This is a genomic window from Streptomyces spiramyceticus (assembly GCF_028807635.1).
GTDB lineage: Bacteria > Actinomycetota > Actinomycetes > Streptomycetales > Streptomycetaceae > Streptomyces > Streptomyces spiramyceticus.
In genome coordinates, this window is record NZ_JARBAX010000001.1 from 3,868,030 (window position 1) to 3,886,557 (window position 18,528).

The window sequence follows — 18,528 nt, forward strand, 5'->3', positions numbered from 1 at the left end:
AGTTCTCGACTGCGCTCGAACAGGGGGGACCCCCATCGCGTCGCCTCCCTCCTCCGCCTTGCAGCTGCACGCACCAAGCCCCGCTCCTTCTCCCACGGAGATCGACCGGACACCCCCTAGGCGGCCAGCCAGTCGTCGATTCCGGCGAGCATCTTCGCCTGTACGTCGCCGGGCGCGGCCGACCCCCGCACCGACTGCCGCGCCAGCTCCGCCAGCTCGGCGTCCGTGAACGCGTGATGCTGCCGTGCCAGCTCGTACTGCGCCGCCAGCCGCGACCCGAAGAGCAGCGGGTCGTCCGCGCCCAGCGCCATCGGCACCCCGGCGTCGTACAGCTTCCGCAGCGGTACGTCCTCGGGCTTCTCGTACACACCCAGCGCCACATTGGAGGCCGGACACACTTCGCACGTCACACCCTTTTCGGCCAGCTTCCGTAGCAGCCGCGGGTCCTCGGCCGCCCGTACGCCGTGCCCGATCCGCGTCGCATGCAGATCGTCCAGGCAGTCCCGTACCGACGAGGGCCCGGTCAGCTCCCCGCCGTGCGGCGCGGCAAGCAGCCCGCCCTCCCGGGCGATCGCGAAGGCCCGGTCGAAATCCCTGGCCATGCCCCTGCGCTCGTCGTTGGACAGCCCGAAGCCGACGATGCCCCGGTCCGCGTAACGCACCGCAAGCCGTGCCAGCGTCCGCGCGTCCAGGGGATGCTTCATCCGGTTCGCCGCGACCAGCACCCGCATCCCGAGCCCGGTCTCCCGCGATGCGCTGTCCACCGCGTCCAGGATGATCTCCAGGGCTGGAATCAGCCCGCCCAGCATCGGGGCGTACGACGTCGGATCGACCTGGATCTCCAGCCATCCCGACCCGTCCCGTACGTCCTCCTCGGCCGCCTCGCGCACCAGCCGCCGGATGTCCTCGGGCTCTCGCAGACACGATCGCGCCGCGTCGTACAGCCGCTGAAAGCGGAACCAGCCGCGCTCGTCGGTCGCCCGCAGCTTCGGCGGCTCCCCGCTGCTCAGCGCCTCGGGCAGGTGCACGCCGTACTTGTCGGCCAGCTCAAGCAGGGTCGTGTGCCGCATCGACCCGGTGAAGTGCAGGTGCAGATGGGCCTTCGGCAGCAGTCGGACATCGCGAACACTCAACATCCCAAGATCCTGCCGTACGCACGGCCCGCCCGGAAGCGTGTTTGCTCGAACGAGTAGCTGGCCGAACGCAGAAACGGGCCCCCGGCAGCAGCCGGGGGCCCGCCATCGCACAGCCGACTCAGTCGCGGGCCTCCGCCAGCAGCTTCTGAATCCGCGAGACACCCTCGACCAGGTCCTCGTCGCCGAGCGCGTACGAAAGCCGCAGGTAGCCAGGCGTACCGAAGGCCTCGCCCGGAACGACCGCCACCTCGACCTCGTCCAGGATCAGCGCGGCCAGCTCGACGGAGGTGGCCGGGCGCTTGCCGCGGATCTCCTTGCCGAGGAGCCCCTTCACCGACGGGTACGCGTAGAACGCGCCCTCCGGCGTGGGGCAGACCACGCCGTCGATCTCGCTCAGCATCCGCACGATGGTCTGGCGGCGCCGGTCGAAGGCGGTACGCATCTCGGCGACGGCGTCCAGGTTCCCGGACACGGCGGCCAGCGCGGCGATCTGCGCCACATTCGACACGTTGGACGTGGCGTGCGACTGGAGGTTGGTCGCGGCCTTCACGACGTCCTTCGGGCCGATGATCCACCCCACCCGCCAGCCGGTCATCGCGTACGTCTTCGCGACCCCGTTGACGACGATGCACTTGTCGCGCAGCTCGGGCACGAGCGTCGGCAGAGAGGTGAACTTCGCGTCGCCGTAGACCAGGTGCTCGTAGATCTCGTCCGTCAGCACCCACAGCCCGTGCTCGACGGCCCAGCGGCCGATCGCCTCGGCGTCGGCCTCGCTGTAGACGGCGCCCGTCGGGTTGGACGGCGAAACGAAGAGGACGACCTTGGTCTTCTCCGTACGGGCCGCCTCCAGCTGCTCTACGGAGACCCGGTAACCGGTGGTCTCGTCAGCCACGACCTCGACCGGCACGCCGCCCGCGAGACGGATCGACTCGGGGTACGTCGTCCAGTACGGCGCCGGCACGATGACCTCGTCGCCCGGATCCAGGATCGCGGCGAAGGCTTCGTAGATGGCCTGCTTGCCGCCGTTGGTGACCAGGATCTGCGAGGCGTCCACCTCGTAACCCGAGTCACGCAGCGTCTTCGCGGCGATCGCGGCCTTGAGCTCGGGGAGCCCGCCCGCCGGTGTGTAGCGGTGGTACTTCGGGTTGGAGCAGGCCTCGATCGCGGCCTCGACGATGTAGCCGGGTGTAGGGAAGTCGGGCTCGCCCGCACCGAAGCCGATGACCGGACGGCCTGCGGCCTTCAGGGCCTTGGCCTTGGCATCCACGGCAAGGGTGGCGGACTCGGAGATAGCGCCGATTCGGGCAGAAACCCGGCGCTCGGTCGGAGGAGTTGCAGCGCTCATACGGCCCATCGTCCCAGACCGAAAACGCGCACAGCACACAGATATCGAGGAGCGGACAGGAAGCACACGGGGAGTGGTCAGGAGCTATCTGTTCGACGCCGGGCCTGTGACCACGTACACTCACTCGTCGTTGGCCCTCAACAGCGGCTTCACCGTGCGCACTCCGTGCACTCGGTCGTATGCGGTAGGTTGGGGAACCACAAAGGGTCGTAGCTCAATTGGTAGAGCACTGGTCTCCAAAACCAGCGGTTGGGGGTTCAAGTCCCTCCGGCCCTGCTACACACACCTTCGCCAGGATGTGTGCGCATGTACGTACTTCTATGCATAGCCGTGCGGCTCGACCGGGCGCGGCACGGCCACGACCCGGAATCAGGTGAGAAGCGTGACGGACGCCGTGGGCTCCATCGACATGCCTGATGCCCAGGACGAGACGCCGGAGTCCAAGAAGAAGTCTCGTAAAGGCGGTAAGCGCGGCAAGAAGGGCCCCCTGGGCCGTCTCGCGCTCTTCTACCGTCAGATCGTCGCAGAGCTGCGCAAGGTCGTCTGGCCCACGCGCAGCCAGCTGACGACGTACACCACTGTGGTGATTGTCTTCGTCGTCGTCATGATCGGCATTGTGACCGTGATCGACACGGGCTTCGCCCGAGCCGTCAAGTATGTCTTCGGCTGATCCCGCGTAGGGCGTCTCTCCCGGCGCCCCTTTCGCCGTTCCACCCATATGTATCCAGGAAGAAGCAGCCACCGTGTCTGACCCGAACCTGAACGACGCCGTCGAGCCGAGCGAAAGCCTGGAGTCCGCTGAGGACCAGCTCGACATCGTCGAGGCGGCCGACGAGGACCAGGCGGAAGCTGCTGACGCCGCTGCGGGCGAGGCAGCCGAAGAGGCCGCCATGCACGTCGAGGACGAGACGGTCGACGAGACCGCCACCGAGGACGACGTCGCCGAAGCAGTGGGCGCCGAAGCAGAGGGCGAGGCCTCCGACGAGGAAGCCGCCGTCGCTGAAGCCGAGTCCGCCGAGGCCGCCGAGGAAGAGGCCGAAGAGGTCCCTGCCGAGCCGGTCGACCCGGTCGCGGCCCTCCGCGAGGAACTCCGCACCCTGCCCGGCGAGTGGTACGTCATCCACACGTACGCCGGGTACGAGAAGCGCGTGAAGGCGAACCTGGAGCAGCGCGCCGTTTCGCTGAACGTCGAGGAGTTCATCTACCAGGCCGAAGTGCCCGAGGAAGAGATCGTCCAGATCAAGAACGGCGAGCGCAAGAACGTCCGCCAGAACAAGCTTCCCGGTTACGTCCTGGTCCGCATGGACCTCACCAACGAGTCCTGGGGCGTTGTCCGCAACACCCCCGGCGTCACCGGCTTCGTCGGCAATGCCTACGACCCGTACCCGCTGACCCTGGACGAGATCGTCAAGATGCTCGCCCCGGAGGCCGAGGAGAAGGCCGCCCGCGAGGCCGCAGAGGCCGAGGGCAAGCCGGCTCCGTCCCGCAAGGTCGAGGTCCAGGTGCTGGACTTCGAGGTGGGCGACTCGGTCACCGTCACCGACGGTCCCTTCGCGACACTCCAGGCGACGATCAACGAGATCAACGCCGACTCGAAGAAGGTCAAGGGTCTCGTCGAGATCTTCGGCCGCGAGACCCCGGTCGAGCTCAGCTTCGACCAGATCCAGAAGAACTGACCGTCTCTGGAACACATGCCTCCGAACAGGTCAGACCGGCTCTCGTAGCCTGTCTGACCTGCTCGGTTTTAGCTGCACGGTGATACCCGTTATCGTTGTGCGGTATGCCTCCGTCCGGATCAACGGACGGATGGCTGAAAACTCTCACTAGGACCCGGAGAGAGCAATGCCTCCCAAGAAGAAGAAGGTCACGGGGCTTATCAAGCTCCAGATCCAGGCCGGCGCGGCCAACCCGGCTCCGCCGGTCGGCCCCGCACTGGGTCAGCACGGCGTCAACATCATGGAGTTCTGCAAGGCCTACAACGCCGCGACCGAGTCGCAGCGTGGCATGGTCGTGCCGGTGGAGATCACGGTCTACGAAGACCGTTCCTTCACCTTCATCACCAAGACTCCGCCGGCCGCCAAGCTGATCCTCAAGGCCGCTGGTGTGGACAAGGGCTCGGGCGAGCCGCACAAGACCAAGGTCGCGAAGCTCACCGCCGCTCAGGTGCGCGAGATCTCGACGGTCAAGCTGCCCGACCTGAACGCCAACGACCTGGACGCCGCGGACAAGATCATCGCCGGCACCGCCCGTTCCATGGGCATCACGGTCGAGGGCTGACAGTCCCCGTAGCACCTCAGTGGTAGGGCCAAGCGCTGGTCCGCACCACGACTCCATCTCCACACATCAGGAGCAGTAGTGAAGCGCAGCAAGAACTTCCGCAGCGCGGACGCCAAGATCGACCGGGAGCGCCTGTACGCCCCGCTCGAGGCCGTCCGTATCGCCAAGGACACCTCTTCCACGAAGTTCGACGGCACCGTCGAGGTCGCCATGCGTCTGGGTGTCGACCCGCGCAAGGCCGACCAGATGGTCCGCGGCACCGTGAACCTGCCGCACGGCACCGGCAAGACCGCCCGGGTCCTGGTCTTCGCGACCGGTGACCGTGCTGCGGCCGCGGAGGCCGCCGGCGCCGACATTGTCGGCTCCGACGAGCTCATCGACGAGGTTGCGAAGGGCCGTCTGGACTTCGACGCCGTCGTCGCCACCCCGGACCTCATGGGCAAGGTCGGCCGCCTCGGCCGCGTGCTCGGTCCGCGTGGTCTGATGCCGAACCCGAAGACCGGAACGGTCACCCCGGACGTGGCGAAGGCTGTCACGGACATCAAGGGCGGCAAGATCGAGTTCCGCGTCGACAAGCACTCGAACCTGCACTTCATCATCGGCAAGGTCTCCTTCGACGAGACGAAGCTGGTCGAGAACTACGCCGCGGCGCTGGAGGAGATCCTCCGCCTCAAGCCGTCCGCCGCGAAGGGCCGCTACATCAAGAAGGCCTCCCTGGCCACGACGATGGGCCCCGGCATCCCGCTGGACGCCAACCGCACCCGTAACCTCCTCGTCGAGGAGGACCCGGCAGCTGTCTGACCGGGTCGAGCCTGACGGCTCACACTGAGTGGCTGAATCGGGCCCTGTGCCTTCCTTTTGGAGGCGCAGGGCCCGATTTGCTTAAACCGTGCAGGTTCACGTAGTCTCTCCCAGAAGCCAAAGACCGCTGGTCGTTGCTGTGCCTTCGCAAGAAGGTTCGGTGGCCGAAGGATCCGCTAGGTGCGGACGACCTGCGCAGGTGACCGTGGAAAGCTCCCGGACGCGCTCTTCCAAGAGCACAGTCGGTCGAGCTACGCCCCGTGCGCCTGCGCCGGGGCGTTTCGTTTTGCCCAGCCCCTTCTGAGCGGTCCTCATCACCCGGAAGGAGGCCGACGCTCTATGGCAAGGCCCGACAAGGCTGCCGCGGTAGCCGAGCTTGCGGACCAGTTCCGTAGCTCGAACGCCGCCGTGCTGACCGAGTACCGGGGTCTCACCGTGACGCAGCTCAAGACGCTGCGTCGTTCGCTCGGTGAGAACGCCCAGTACGCCGTGGTGAAGAACACGCTGACCAAGATCGCGGCCAACGAGGCCGGGATCAACACGCTGGACGACCTGTTCGCAGGGCCGACGGCGGTTGCCTTCATCACCGGTGACCCGGTGGAGTCGGCGAAGGGTCTTCGTGACTTCGCCAAGGAAAACCCCAACCTCATCATCAAGGGCGGTGTCCTTGACGGTAAGGCGCTGTCCGCCGATGAGATCAAGAAGCTCGCGGACCTTGAGTCCCGCGAGGTTCTGCTCGCCAAGGTGGCCGGTGGAATCAAGGCGTCGATGGCCAAGGCCGCGGCGACGTTCCAGGCTCCGCTGACGGAGTTCGCCCGCACTGCGGACGCGCTTCGCGCCAAGGTCGAGCAGGGCGGTGCCGGTACGCCGGCTCCCGCCGAGGCCGAGGTGGCGGAGTAACTCTCCGCCCCTGGTCGCAGCGGGCGCGTACGCCCGCCTTCATGTACACCCGGCACCTGCCGAATTAGTGGAAGGACGCCATCATGGCGAAGCTGTCCCAGGACGAGCTGCTCGAGCAGTTCGAGACCCTGACCCTCATCGAGCTCTCCGAGTTCGTCAAGGCCTTCGAGGAGAAGTTCGACGTCAAGGCTGCCGCCCCGGTCGCCGTTGCCGCCGCCGGTGGCGCTGCTGCCGCCGCCGAGGCCGTCGAGGAGCAGGACGAGTTCGACGTCATCCTCACGGGTGCCGGCGAGAAGAAGATCCAGGTCATCAAGGTCGTGCGTGAGCTGACCTCGCTGGGTCTGAAGGAGGCCAAGGACCTCGTCGACGGCACTCCGAAGCCCGTCCTCGAGAAGGTCACCAAGGAGGCCGCCGAGAAGGCTGCCGAGTCCCTCAAGGCCGCCGGCGCGGGCGTCGAGGTCAAGTGACTCCGTTGAGTCTCTGACTCAGCTGTTCTCGTTCTGAAGGCGATCACCCATCCGGGTGGTCGCCTTCAGGCGTTCCCGGGACGCCTGCCTTGCTCTTGGCGCCGTGACGAGTATCGTGATCTTCGCCGTACGCCCCGGGGTGTCCAGGTGCCTCTGCGGCGCCGTGGCCAGTGACGATCTCGGCGGAGGGCGAGGGGGCCTTGACGAACCGCACGAGGCGCGCAATTCTCAGGACGCGTCGTCATACCGATCCGGATCCGAGGCATGGATCGGCGACGTAGAGGGCAGTACTGATATGCGCATACAGCGCGTGGCTTGCCGCAGGAGTTGAGTACAGCGAGGGTCTCAAAAATCCCGCTCTGGACATCAGTGGGCCAAGTGGCTACACTGACCCTTTGCGCTGCCTGTTAGCTGCCTCCTGCCCGTCACCAGGGGCATGCCCACGCTTGAGCATCGATGAGAGAACTTCCATGACCTTGGGATTTCTGTCTCTGTGACCAGCTTGGGACCGGTACGCGCGTAGTGAGTCCGAGCCCTCGGAAGGACCCCCTCTTGGCCGCCTCGCGCAACGCCTCGACCTCCAATACGAACAACGGCGCCAGCACCGCCCCGCTGCGCATCTCCTTTGCAAAGATCAAGGAGCCCCTCGAGGTTCCGAACCTCCTCGCGCTGCAGACCGAGAGCTTTGACTGGCTGCTCGGTAATGCCGCGTGGAAGGGTCGCGTCGAGGCTGCTCTCGAGAGTGGACAGGACGTCCCCACCAAGTCCGGTCTGGAAGAGATCTTCGAGGAGATCTCGCCGATCGAGGACTTCTCCGGGTCGATGTCGCTGACGTTCCGCGACCACCGTTTCGAGCCCCCGAAGAACTCGATCGACGAGTGCAAGGAGCGCGACTTCACGTTCGCTGCCCCGCTCTTCGTCACCGCAGAATTCACGAACAACGAGACCGGCGAGATCAAGTCCCAGACGGTCTTCATGGGCGATTTCCCGCTCATGACCAACAAGGGCACCTTCGTCATCAACGGCACCGAGCGTGTCGTTGTGTCGCAGCTGGTCCGCTCGCCGGGTGTTTACTTCGACTCCTCCATCGACAAGACGTCCGACAAGGACATCTTCTCCGCCAAGATCATCCCTTCCCGGGGTGCCTGGCTGGAGATGGAGATCGACAAGCGCGACATGGTCGGTGTACGCATCGACCGCAAGCGCAAGCAGTCCGTCACTGTCCTGCTCAAGGCTCTCGGTTGGACCACCGAGCAGATCCTCGAGGAGTTCGGCGAGTACGAATCGATGCGCGCCACCCTGGAGAAGGACCACACCCAGGGCCAGGACGACGCGCTGCTCGACATCTACCGCAAGCTGCGCCCGGGCGAGCCGCCCACGCGCGAGGCTGCTCAGACGCTGCTCGAGAACCTCTACTTCAACCCGAAGCGCTACGACCTCGCGAAGGTCGGCCGCTACAAGGTGAACAAGAAGCTCGGCGCGGACGAGCCGCTGAACGCGGGTGTCCTCACCAGCAAGGACATCATCGCCACCATCAAGTACCTGGTCCGGCTGCACGCCGGCGAGGTCGAGACGGTCGGCGAGTCGGGCCGGAACATCGTCGTCGAGACCGACGACATCGACCACTTCGGCAACCGTCGTCTGCGTAACGTCGGCGAGCTCATCCAGAACCAGGTCCGTACGGGTCTGGCTCGTATGGAGCGCGTCGTGCGTGAGCGCATGACGACTCAGGACGTCGAGGCGATCACGCCCCAGACGCTGATCAACATCCGGCCGGTCGTCGCCTCCATCAAGGAGTTCTTCGGCACCAGCCAGCTGTCGCAGTTCATGGACCAGAACAACCCGCTGTCGGGTCTCACCCACAAGCGCCGTCTGTCGGCGCTTGGCCCGGGTGGTCTCTCCCGTGAGCGGGCCGGCTTCGAGGTCCGTGACGTGCACCCGTCTCACTACGGCCGCATGTGCCCGATTGAGACCCCTGAAGGCCCGAACATCGGTCTGATCGGTTCGCTCGCCTCGTACGGCCGCGTCAACGCGTTCGGCTTCGTCGAGACGCCGTACCGCAAGGTCGTCGACGGTGTCGTCACCGACGACGTCGACTACCTGACGGCCGACGAAGAGGACCGCTTCGTCATCGCGCAGGCCAACGCGACGCTCTCCGAGGACATGCGCTTCGAGGAGTCCCGCGTCCTGGTCCGCCGTCGTGGCGGCGAGATCGACTACATCCCGGGCGACGACGTCGACTACATGGACGTCTCGCCGCGCCAGATGGTGTCGGTCGCGACCGCGATGATCCCGTTCCTCGAGCACGACGACGCAAACCGCGCGCTCATGGGCGCGAACATGATGCGTCAGGCCGTGCCGCTGATCACGTCCGAGGCGCCGCTCGTCGGCACCGGCATGGAATACCGCTGTGCGGTCGACGCCGGTGACGTCATCAAGGCGGAGAAGGAGGGCGTGGTCCAGGAGGTTTCCGCGGACTACGTCACCGTCGCCAACGACGACGGTACGTACACCACGTACCGCATCGCCAAGTTCTCCCGCTCCAACCAGGGCACCTCGGTCAACCAGAAGGTTGTCGTCGACGAGGGTGCCCGGGTCGTCGAGGGCCAGGTCCTCGCCGACGGGCCCGCCACCCAGCAGGGTGAGATGGCGCTCGGCAAGAACCTGCTCGTGGCGTTCATGCCGTGGGAGGGTCACAACTACGAAGACGCGATCATCCTCAGCCAGCGTCTGGTGCAGGACGACGTCCTCTCCTCGATCCACATCGAGGAGCACGAGGTCGACGCCCGTGACACCAAGCTCGGCCCGGAGGAGATCACCCGGGACATCCCGAACGTCTCCGAAGAGGTCCTCGCGGACCTCGACGAGCGCGGCATCATCCGTATCGGTGCCGAGGTCGTCGCCGGTGACATCCTCGTCGGCAAGGTCACGCCCAAGGGTGAGACCGAGCTGACGCCGGAAGAGCGTCTGCTTCGCGCGATCTTCGGTGAGAAGGCGCGCGAGGTCCGTGACACTTCGCTGAAGGTGCCGCACGGCGAGGTCGGCAAGATCATCGGCGTCCGCGTCTTCGACCGCGAAGAGGGCGACGAGCTGCCGCCGGGCGTGAACCAGCTGGTTCGCGTGTACGTCGCGCAGAAGCGCAAGATCACCGATGGTGACAAGCTCGCCGGCCGTCACGGCAACAAGGGCGTCATCTCGAAGATCCTGCCGATCGAGGACATGCCGTTCATGGAGGACGGCACCCCGGTCGACATCATCCTCAACCCGCTGGGTGTCCCGTCCCGAATGAACCCGGGACAGGTCCTCGAAATCCACCTGGGCTGGCTCGCCAGTCAGGGCTGGAAGGTCGAGGGCAGCGAGGAGTGGATGGAGCGGCTCAAGGTCATCGGCGCCGACGAGGTCGCCGCCGGCACGAACGTCGCCACGCCGGTCTTCGACGGTGCGCGCGAGGACGAGATCTCCGGTCTCTTCGAGTCCACGATCCCGAACCGCGACGGCAACCGGATGGTCCAGCCCTCCGGCAAGGCCAACCTGTTCGACGGTCGCTCGGGTGAGCCGTTCCCGGACCCGATCTCGGTCGGGTACATGTACATCCTCAAGCTCCACCACCTGGTCGACGACAAGCTCCACGCTCGTTCGACCGGCCCGTACTCCATGATCACTCAGCAGCCGCTGGGTGGTAAGGCTCAGTTCGGTGGCCAGCGATTCGGTGAAATGGAGGTGTGGGCGCTCGAGGCTTACGGCGCCGCTTACGCCCTCCAGGAGCTGCTGACCATCAAGTCCGACGACGTGACCGGCCGCGTGAAGGTCTACGAGGCCATCGTCAAGGGCGAGAACATCCCTGAGCCCGGCATTCCTGAGTCCTTCAAGGTGCTCATCAAGGAAATGCAGTCGCTCTGCCTCAACGTGGAGGTGCTGTCCTCGGACGGTATGTCCATCGAAATGCGCGACACGGACGAGGACGTCTTCCGCGCAGCGGAGGAGCTCGGTATCGACCTGTCCCGGCGCGAGCCGAGCAGCGTCGAAGAGGTCTGACGGGCAGGCCGGGAGTCCTTCACCGGACTCCCGGCCCTCCCCGGACCCGTTCAGACCATTGATTGAGACTCGACCCCGAAAGAGGGATTGACGACAAGTGCTCGACGTCAACTTCTTCGACGAGCTGCGGATCGGCCTTGCCACCGCGGACGACATCCGGACCTGGTCGCACGGCGAAGTGAAGAAGCCGGAGACCATCAACTACCGCACGCTCAAGCCCGAAAAGGACGGACTCTTCTGCGAGAAGATCTTCGGTCCGACCAGGGACTGGGAGTGCTACTGCGGCAAGTACAAGCGTGTCCGCTTCAAGGGCATCATCTGCGAACGCTGCGGCGTCGAGGTCACTCGCGCCAAGGTGCGTCGTGAGCGGATGGGCCACATTGAGCTGGCCGCGCCCGTCACTCACATCTGGTACTTCAAGGGCGTCCCCTCGCGCCTTGGATACCTGCTGGACCTCGCGCCGAAGGACCTCGAAAAGGTCATCTACTTCGCCGCGTACATGATCACCTTCGTGGACGAGGAGCGCCGGACGCGCGACCTGCCCTCGCTGGAGGCGCACGTCTCCGTCGAGCGTCAGCAGGTCGAGAACCGTCGCGACTCCGACCTCGAAGCCCGCGCCAAGAAGCTCGAGACCGACCTGGCCGAGCTGGAGGCCGAGGGCGCCAAGGCCGACGTACGCCGCAAGGTGCGCGAAGGTGCCGAGCGTGAGATGAAGCAGCTGCGCGACCGTGCGCAGCGCGAGATCGACCGTCTCGACGAGGTGTGGAACCGCTTCAAGAACCTCAAGGTCCAGGACCTTGAGGGCGACGAGCTGCTCTACCGCGAGCTGCGCGACCGCTTCGGTACGTACTTCGACGGCTCGATGGGTGCTGCTGCTCTGCAGAAGCGTCTGGAGTCGTTCGACCTCAACGAAGAGGCCGAGAAGCTTCGCGAGATCATCCGTACCGGCAAGGGCCAGAAGAAGACCCGTGCGCTCAAGCGCCTCAAGGTCGTCTCCGCGTTCCTGCAGACCAGCAACAGCCCCAAGGGCATGGTGCTGGACTGCGTGCCGGTCATCCCGCCGGACCTGCGTCCGATGGTGCAGCTGGACGGTGGCCGCTTCGCGACCTCCGACCTGAACGACCTGTACCGCCGCGTGATCAACCGCAACAACCGCCTCAAGCGTCTCCTTGACCTCGGTGCCCCCGAGATCATCGTGAACAACGAGAAGCGGATGCTGCAGGAGGCCGTCGACGCGCTGTTCGACAACGGCCGCCGCGGTCGCCCGGTCACCGGTCCCGGTAACCGCCCGCTGAAGTCCCTGAGCGACATGCTCAAGGGCAAGCAGGGTCGTTTCCGTCAGAACCTTCTCGGTAAGCGTGTGGACTACTCCGCGCGTTCCGTGATCGTCGTCGGCCCGCAGCTGAAGCTGCACCAGTGCGGTCTGCCCAAGGCCATGGCGCTGGAGCTCTTCAAGCCGTTCGTGATGAAGCGTCTGGTTGACCTCAACCACGCGCAGAACATCAAGTCGGCGAAGCGCATGGTCGAGCGCGGCCGGACCGTCGTGTACGACGTGCTGGAAGAGGTCATCGCCGAGCACCCGGTTCTGCTGAACCGTGCGCCGACGCTGCACCGCCTCGGCATCCAGGCCTTCGAGCCGCAGCTGGTCGAGGGCAAGGCCATCCAGATCCACCCGCTCGTCTGCACCGCGTTCAACGCGGACTTCGACGGTGACCAGATGGCCGTGCACCTGCCGCTCTCCGCGGAGGCGCAGGCCGAGGCCCGCATCCTGATGCTGTCCTCGAACAACATCCTGAAGCCGGCAGACGGTCGTCCCGTCACCATGCCGACCCAGGACATGGTTCTCGGTCTCTTCTTCCTCACGACCGACGAGGAAGAGCGCAAGGTCATCGGTGAGGGCCGCAGCTTCGGCTCGACCGCCGAGGCGACCATGGCGTTCGACAACCGTGAGCTCTCGCTCCAGGCCAAGGTCGACATCCGCTTCCCGGTGGGCACCATCCCGCCGCGTGGCTGGGTGCCGCCGGTCGCCGATGAGGGCGAGCAGGAGTTCCAGCAGGGCGACAGCTTCCGTCTGCGTACGACCCTGGGCCGCGCGCTCTTCAACGAGCTGCTGCCCGAGGACTACCCGTTCGTCGACTACTCGGTGGGCAAGAAGCAGCTCTCCGAGATCGTCAACGACCTGGCGGAGCGCTACCCCAAGGTCATCGTGGCGGCGACGCTCGACAACCTGAAGGCGGCCGGCTTCCACTGGGCGACCCGTTCGGGCGTCACCGTGGCCATCTCCGACGTCGTCGTGCCCGAGGCCAAGAAGGCCATCGTCAAGGGCTACGAGGCACAGGACGAGAAGGTCCAGAAGCAGTACGAGCGCGGTCTCATCACCAAGGAAGAGCGCACTCAGGAGCTCATCGCGATCTGGACCAAGGCGACCAATGAGGTTGCCGAGGCGATGAACGCGAACTTCCCCAAGACGAACCCCATCTTCATGATGGTTGACTCGGGTGCCCGAGGAAACATGATGCAGATGCGTCAGATCGCCGGTATGCGTGGTCTGGTGTCGAACGCCAAGAACGAGACGATTCCTCGCCCCATTAAGGCGTCGTTCCGTGAGGGTCTGTCCGTGCTGGAGTACTTCATCTCCACCCACGGTGCCCGTAAGGGTCTCGCCGACACCGCCCTGCGTACCGCCGACTCGGGTTACCTGACCCGTCGTCTGGTGGACGTCTCGCAGGACGTGATCATCCGCGAGGAGGACTGTGGCACCGACCGCGGCCTCAAGCTGAAGATCGCGGAGAAGGGCGCCGACGGCATCCTCCGCAAGACGGACGATGTCGAGACCAGCGTGTACGCACGCATGCTCGCCGAGGACGTCGTCATCGACGGCAAGGTCATCGCGCCGGCCAATGTCGACCTCGGTGACGTGCTCATCGACCAGCTGGTCATGCACGGTGTCGAGGAGGTCAAGACCCGCTCGGTCCTGACCTGTGAGTCCGCGGTCGGCACCTGTGCCTTCTGCTACGGACGCTCGCTCGCCACCGGCAAGCTGGTCGACATCGGTGAGGCGGTCGGCATCATCGCCGCCCAGTCCATCGGTGAGCCCGGTACCCAGCTGACGATGCGTACCTTCCACACCGGTGGTGTGGCCGGTGACGACATCACCCAGGGTCTGCCCCGTGTCGTCGAGCTCTTCGAGGCTCGTACGCCCAAGGGTGTCGCCCCGATCTCGGAGGCGGCAGGCCGCATCCGTATCGAGGAGACCGAGAAGACCAAGAAGCTCGTCGTCACCCCCGACGACGGCAGCGACGAGACGGCGTTCCCGATCTCGAAGCGTGCCCGTCTGCTGGTGGGCGAGGGCGACCACGTCGAGGTGGGCCAGAAGCTCACCGTGGGTGCCACCAACCCGCACGACGTGCTGCGAATCCTCGGTCAGCGCGCGGTCCAGGTCCACCTGGTCGGCGAGGTCCAGAAGGTCTACAACTCGCAGGGTGTGTCGATCCACGACAAGCACATCGAGATCATCATCCGGCAGATGCTCCGCCGCGTGACGATCATCGAGTCGGGCGACGCCGAGCTGCTTCCGGGCGAGCTCGTCGAGCGCGGCCGCTTCGAGGGCGAGAACCGTCGTGTGGTCACGGAAGGCGGCCACCCGGCCTCCGGCCGTCCGCAGCTGATGGGTATCACCAAGGCCTCGCTGGCGACCGAGTCGTGGCTGTCGGCGGCGTCCTTCCAGGAGACGACCAGGGTTCTGACGGACGCGGCGATCAACGCCAAGTCCGACTCCCTGATCGGCCTCAAGGAGAACGTCATCATCGGTAAGCTCATCCCGGCCGGTACGGGCCTGTCCCGCTACCGCAACATCCGGGTGGAGCCCACCGAGGAGGCCAAGGCCGCGATGTACTCGGCCGTCGGCTACGACGACATCGACTACTCGCCGTTCGGCACCGGCTCCGGCCAGGCCGTACCGCTGGAGGACTACGACTACGGTCCGTACAACCAGTAGGCGAAACGCCTGACAGGGCGGTCATCCCGAAAGGGGTGGCCGCCCTTCGGCGTTACAGGCCCGTGCGGACCTCCGGTGGGGCCATGCGGCGTTTGCCGGGCCGGCACCCGTCTCAGTGGCCGGAATGGCGTTGCGGGGGCCGCTGGATCCCTTCAGGAAGTCCGGCGTGTTGGGGTGCACGGCATTTGTTTTGACCGAAGTCCATGAGGTAGGTACGCTCAGACCTTGTGCCTGGGGTGTGCCTGGGCTCCCGTGCGTGCCTATGTCCGCGCGGAGAGCCAGGACAAACACACCGCAATCTGTCTCTTCTCCGTTTTGGCGGGGGCTTGCAGTGTTCGACACACCCGACCGCGTGGGTCGGAGGTGTTCCAGGTTAGTTTCACAGTGATCGGCACACAGAAACCGGAGAAGTAGTGCCTACGATCCAGCAGCTGGTCCGCAAGGGCCGGCAGGACAAGGTCGAGAAGAACAAGACGCCCGCACTTGAGGGTTCCCCTCAGCGTCGCGGTGTCTGCACGCGTGTGTTCACGACCACCCCGAAGAAGCCGAACTCGGCCCTGCGTAAGGTCGCGCGTGTGCGTCTGACCAGCGGGATCGAAGTCACTGCTTACATCCCGGGTGAGGGACACAACCTGCAGGAGCACTCGATCGTGCTCGTGCGTGGTGGCCGTGTGAAGGACCTGCCGGGTGTTCGCTACAAGATCATCCGCGGCTCGCTCGACACCCAGGGTGTCAAGAACCGCAAGCAGGCCCGCAGCCGCTACGGCGCCAAGAAGGAGAAGTAAGAATGCCTCGTAAGGGCCCCGCCCCGAAGCGCCCGGTCATCATTGACCCGGTCTACAGCTCTCCTCTTGTGACGTCGTTGATCAACAAGATCCTCCTCGACGGCAAGCGTTCCACCGCCGAGCGGATCGTGTACGGCGCCATGGAAGGCCTCCGCGAGAAGACCGGCAACGACCCGGTCATCACGCTGAAGCGCGCGCTTGAGAACGTCAAGCCCTCGCTCGAGGTCAAGTCCCGCCGTGTCGGTGGCGCCACCTACCAGGTGCCGATCGAGGTCAAGCCCGGTCGTGCGGCCACCCTCGCGCTGCGCTGGGTTGTGGGTTACTCCCGCGCCCGCCGCGAGAAGACCATGACCGAGCGCCTCATGAACGAGCTGCTCGACGCCTCGAACGGTCTTGGCGCTGCTGTCAAGAAGCGTGAGGACACCCACAAGATGGCCGAGTCCAACAAGGCCTTCGCGCACTACCGCTGGTAGTCGCTACCCACATCGAGACCGAGAGAAGATTGAGCCTTATGGCCACCACTTCGCTTGACCTGGCCAAGGTCCGCAACATCGGGATCATGGCCCACATCGACGCGGGCAAGACGACCACCACCGAGCGGATCCTCTTCTACACCGGTGTGTCTTACAAGATCGGTGAAGTCCACGACGGCGCTGCCACGATGGACTGGATGGAGCAGGAGCAGGAGCGCGGCATCACGATCACGTCTGCCGCGACGACCTGCCACTGGCCGCTCGAAGATGTTGACCACACCATCAACATCATCGACACCCCCGGTCACGTCGACTTCACCGTCGAGGTGGAGCGTTCGCTCCGCGTCCTCGACGGCGCCGTCACCGTGTTCGACGGTGTGGCGGGCGTCGAGCCGCAGTCCGAGACTGTCTGGCGTCAGGCGGACCGCTACGGCGTGCCGCGTATCTGCTTCGTCAACAAGCTCGACCGCACCGGCGCCGAGTTCCACCGCTGCGTCGACATGATCGTCGACCGCCTCGGTGCGGTTCCGCTGGTCATGCAGCTCCCGATCGGTGCTGAGGCAGACTTCAAGGGCGTCGTCGACCTCGTGACGATGAAGGCCTTTGTCTGGTCCGCCGAGGCTGCCAAGGGCGAGATGTACGACACCGTCGACATCCCGGACACCCACATCGAGGCTGCCGACGAATGGCGCGGCAAGCTCCTTGAGGCTGTCGCCGAGAACGACGAGCAGATGATGGAGCTGTACCTCGAGGGCCAGGAGCCTTCGGTGGAGCAGCTGTACGCCGCCATCCGCCGTATCACGCTGGCCTCCAAGGGCAGCGCCGACTCGGTCACCGTCACCCCGGTGTTCTGTGGCACCGCGTTCAAGAACAAGGGTGTTCAGCCCCTGCTCGACGCGGTCGTCCGCTACCTGCCGTCCCCCCTGGACGTCGAGTCCGTCGAGGGCCACGACGTCAAGGACCCCGAGGTTGTCGTCAAGCGCAAGCCTTCCGACGACGAGCCGTTCTCCGGTCTTGCTTTCAAGATCATGAGCGACCCGCACCTCGGCAAGCTCACCTTCGTCCGGGTTTACTCGGGCCGCCTCGAGGCCGGCAGCTCCGTGCTGAACTCGGTCAAGGGCAAGAAGGAGCGCATCGGCAAGATCTACCGCATGCACGCGAACAAGCGTGAGGAGATCGGTTCGGTGGGCGCCGGCGACATCATCGCCGTCATGGGCCTGAAGCAGACCACCACCGGTGAGACGCTCTGCGACGAGAAGAACCCGGTGATCCTGGAGTCCATGGACTTCCCGGCGCCGGTCATCGAGGTCGCGATCGAGCCCAAGTCCAAGGGTGACCAGGAGAAGCTGGGTGTAGCCATCCAGCGTCTCTCGGAGGAGGACCCCTCCTTCCAGGTTCACACCAACGAGGAGACCGGCCAGACCGTCATCGGCGGTATGGGCGAGCTTCACCTCGAGGTTCTTGTCGACCGTATGAAGCGCGAGTTCCGCGTCGAGGCGAACGTCGGCAAGCCCCAGGTCGCGTACCGCGAGACGATCCGCAAGGCCGTCGAGCGTATCGACTACACGCACAAGAAGCAGACTGGTGGTACCGGCCAGTTCGCGAAGGTGCAGATCGCCCTTGAGCCCATCGAGGGTGGCGACGCCTCGTACGAGTTCGTCAACAAGGTCACCGGTGGCCGCATCCCCCGGGAGTACATCCCGTCGGTGGACGCGGGCGCGCAGGAAGCCATGCAGTTCGGCATCCTGGCCGGTTACGAGATGGTCGGCGTTCGCGTCACCCTTCTCGACGGTGGTTACCACGAGGTCGACTCCTCCGAGCTCGCCTTCAAGATCGCCGGTTCGCAGGCGTTCAAGGAGGGTGCCCGCAAGGCCTCTCCCGTGCTCCTCGAGCCGATGATGGCCGTCGAGGTCACCACGCCCGAGGACTACATGGGCGATGTCATCGGCGACCTCAACTCCCGCCGTGGCCAGATTCAGGCCATGGAGGAGCGCAGCGGCGCTCGCGTCGTGAAGGGCCTCGTGCCCCTCTCGGAGATGTTCGGCTACGTCGGAGACCTCCGCAGCAAGACCTCGGGTCGCGCAAGCTACTCGATGCAGTTCGACTCCTACGCCGAGGTTCCGCGGAACGTCGCCGAGGAGATCATCGCGAAGGCCAAGGGCGAGTAACTCTTCCGAGTCCACGCTTTAGGCTTGACACCGACCGCCGGGGTTTTCCCCGCAACCCGTGAGGGAAACCCCGGCGGCCGGCATCCCAGCAAAGATCACCTGGCGCCGATGAAGTAAGGCGTACAGAACCACTCCCAGGAGGAC

13 protein-coding genes and 1 tRNA gene are annotated in these 18,528 nt (G+C 65.5%); 12 read left to right on the forward strand and 2 right to left on the reverse strand.

The window, feature by feature from the left end:
- Nucleotides 1-116 precede the first annotated feature (116 nt).
- Complete coding sequence (locus PXH83_RS17690) at nucleotides 117-1,136, reverse strand: adenosine deaminase (RefSeq protein ID WP_274561375.1); 1,020 nt, start codon at nucleotides 1,134-1,136, stop codon at nucleotides 117-119.
- Nucleotides 1,137-1,254: 118 nt separating this feature from the next.
- The gene (locus PXH83_RS17695; protein ID WP_274561376.1) at nucleotides 1,255-2,481 is read right to left on the reverse strand and encodes a pyridoxal phosphate-dependent aminotransferase; all 1,227 of its coding nucleotides are present in this window, start codon (nucleotides 2,479-2,481) and stop codon (nucleotides 1,255-1,257) included.
- 203 nt (nucleotides 2,482-2,684) lie between these two features.
- On the opposite strand from PXH83_RS17695, the gene PXH83_RS17700 reads away from it, so the two are divergent.
- The 12 genes from PXH83_RS17700 to fusA all read left to right on the forward strand — a co-directional run bounded on the left by PXH83_RS17700 (nucleotide 2,685) and on the right by fusA (nucleotide 18,384).
- Nucleotides 2,685-2,757, forward strand: a tRNA-Trp gene (locus PXH83_RS17700).
- Between the two features lie 106 nt (nucleotides 2,758-2,863).
- On the forward strand, nucleotides 2,864-3,151 hold the full coding sequence (gene secE, locus PXH83_RS17705; RefSeq protein WP_214920423.1) for a preprotein translocase subunit SecE: 288 nt from the start codon (nucleotides 2,864-2,866) through the stop codon (nucleotides 3,149-3,151).
- A gap of 73 nt (nucleotides 3,152-3,224) precedes the next feature.
- On the forward strand, nucleotides 3,225-4,157 hold the full coding sequence (gene nusG, locus PXH83_RS17710; protein ID WP_274561377.1) for a transcription termination/antitermination protein NusG: 933 nt from the start codon (nucleotides 3,225-3,227) through the stop codon (nucleotides 4,155-4,157).
- Nucleotides 4,158-4,323: 166 nt separating this feature from the next.
- Nucleotides 4,324-4,758, forward strand: a complete 435-nt coding sequence (gene rplK, locus PXH83_RS17715; RefSeq protein ID WP_214920421.1) for a 50S ribosomal protein L11 — start codon at nucleotides 4,324-4,326, stop codon at nucleotides 4,756-4,758.
- A 78-nt stretch (nucleotides 4,759-4,836) separates the two neighbouring features.
- Nucleotides 4,837-5,559, forward strand: coding sequence for a 50S ribosomal protein L1 (gene rplA / locus PXH83_RS17720; protein ID WP_214920420.1), 723 nt, complete (start codon nucleotides 4,837-4,839; stop codon nucleotides 5,557-5,559).
- 339 nt (nucleotides 5,560-5,898) lie between these two features.
- On the forward strand, nucleotides 5,899-6,459 hold the full coding sequence (gene rplJ / locus PXH83_RS17725; RefSeq protein WP_214920419.1) for a 50S ribosomal protein L10: 561 nt from the start codon (nucleotides 5,899-5,901) through the stop codon (nucleotides 6,457-6,459).
- 83 nt (nucleotides 6,460-6,542) lie between these two features.
- Entirely contained in the window at nucleotides 6,543-6,926 is a 384-nt protein-coding gene (rplL, locus tag PXH83_RS17730; protein WP_214920418.1) for a 50S ribosomal protein L7/L12, read from the forward strand.
- A 552-nt stretch (nucleotides 6,927-7,478) separates the two neighbouring features.
- On the forward strand, nucleotides 7,479-10,961 hold the full coding sequence (rpoB, locus tag PXH83_RS17735; RefSeq protein ID WP_214920417.1) for a DNA-directed RNA polymerase subunit beta: 3,483 nt from the start codon (nucleotides 7,479-7,481) through the stop codon (nucleotides 10,959-10,961).
- A gap of 97 nt (nucleotides 10,962-11,058) precedes the next feature.
- The gene (locus PXH83_RS17740) at nucleotides 11,059-14,958 is read left to right on the forward strand and encodes a DNA-directed RNA polymerase subunit beta' (protein WP_274561378.1); all 3,900 of its coding nucleotides are present in this window, start codon (nucleotides 11,059-11,061) and stop codon (nucleotides 14,956-14,958) included.
- 413 nt (nucleotides 14,959-15,371) lie between these two features.
- Nucleotides 15,372-15,743 (forward strand): 30S ribosomal protein S12, encoded by a 372-nt coding sequence (gene rpsL, locus PXH83_RS17745; RefSeq protein WP_003948652.1) that lies wholly within the window; start codon nucleotides 15,372-15,374, stop codon nucleotides 15,741-15,743.
- A gap of 2 nt (nucleotides 15,744-15,745) precedes the next feature.
- Nucleotides 15,746-16,216 (forward strand): 30S ribosomal protein S7, encoded by a 471-nt coding sequence (rpsG, locus tag PXH83_RS17750; protein ID WP_028812383.1) that lies wholly within the window; start codon nucleotides 15,746-15,748, stop codon nucleotides 16,214-16,216.
- Nucleotides 16,217-16,254: 38 nt separating this feature from the next.
- Entirely contained in the window at nucleotides 16,255-18,384 is a 2,130-nt protein-coding gene (fusA, locus tag PXH83_RS17755) for an elongation factor G (protein ID WP_274561379.1), read from the forward strand.
- The last annotated feature ends 144 nt before the right edge of the window (nucleotides 18,385-18,528 follow it).

What these genes read in the sequence shown, in the direction of transcription:
- PXH83_RS17690 (WP_274561375.1), bottom strand. Translation starts at nt 1,136, where the DNA reads ATGTTGAGTGTTCGCGATGTCCGACTGCTGCCGAAGGCCCATCTGCAC.
- PXH83_RS17695 (WP_274561376.1), bottom strand. Translation starts at nt 2,481, where the DNA reads ATGAGCGCTGCAACTCCTCCGACCGAGCGCCGGGTTTCTGCCCGAATC.
- rplK (WP_214920421.1), top strand. Translation starts at nt 4,324, where the DNA reads ATGCCTCCCAAGAAGAAGAAGGTCACGGGGCTTATCAAGCTCCAGATC.
- rplJ (WP_214920419.1), top strand. Translation starts at nt 5,899, where the DNA reads ATGGCAAGGCCCGACAAGGCTGCCGCGGTAGCCGAGCTTGCGGACCAG.
- rplL (WP_214920418.1), top strand. Translation starts at nt 6,543, where the DNA reads ATGGCGAAGCTGTCCCAGGACGAGCTGCTCGAGCAGTTCGAGACCCTG.
- rpsG (WP_028812383.1), top strand. Translation starts at nt 15,746, where the DNA reads ATGCCTCGTAAGGGCCCCGCCCCGAAGCGCCCGGTCATCATTGACCCG.
- fusA (WP_274561379.1), top strand. Translation starts at nt 16,255, where the DNA reads ATGGCCACCACTTCGCTTGACCTGGCCAAGGTCCGCAACATCGGGATC.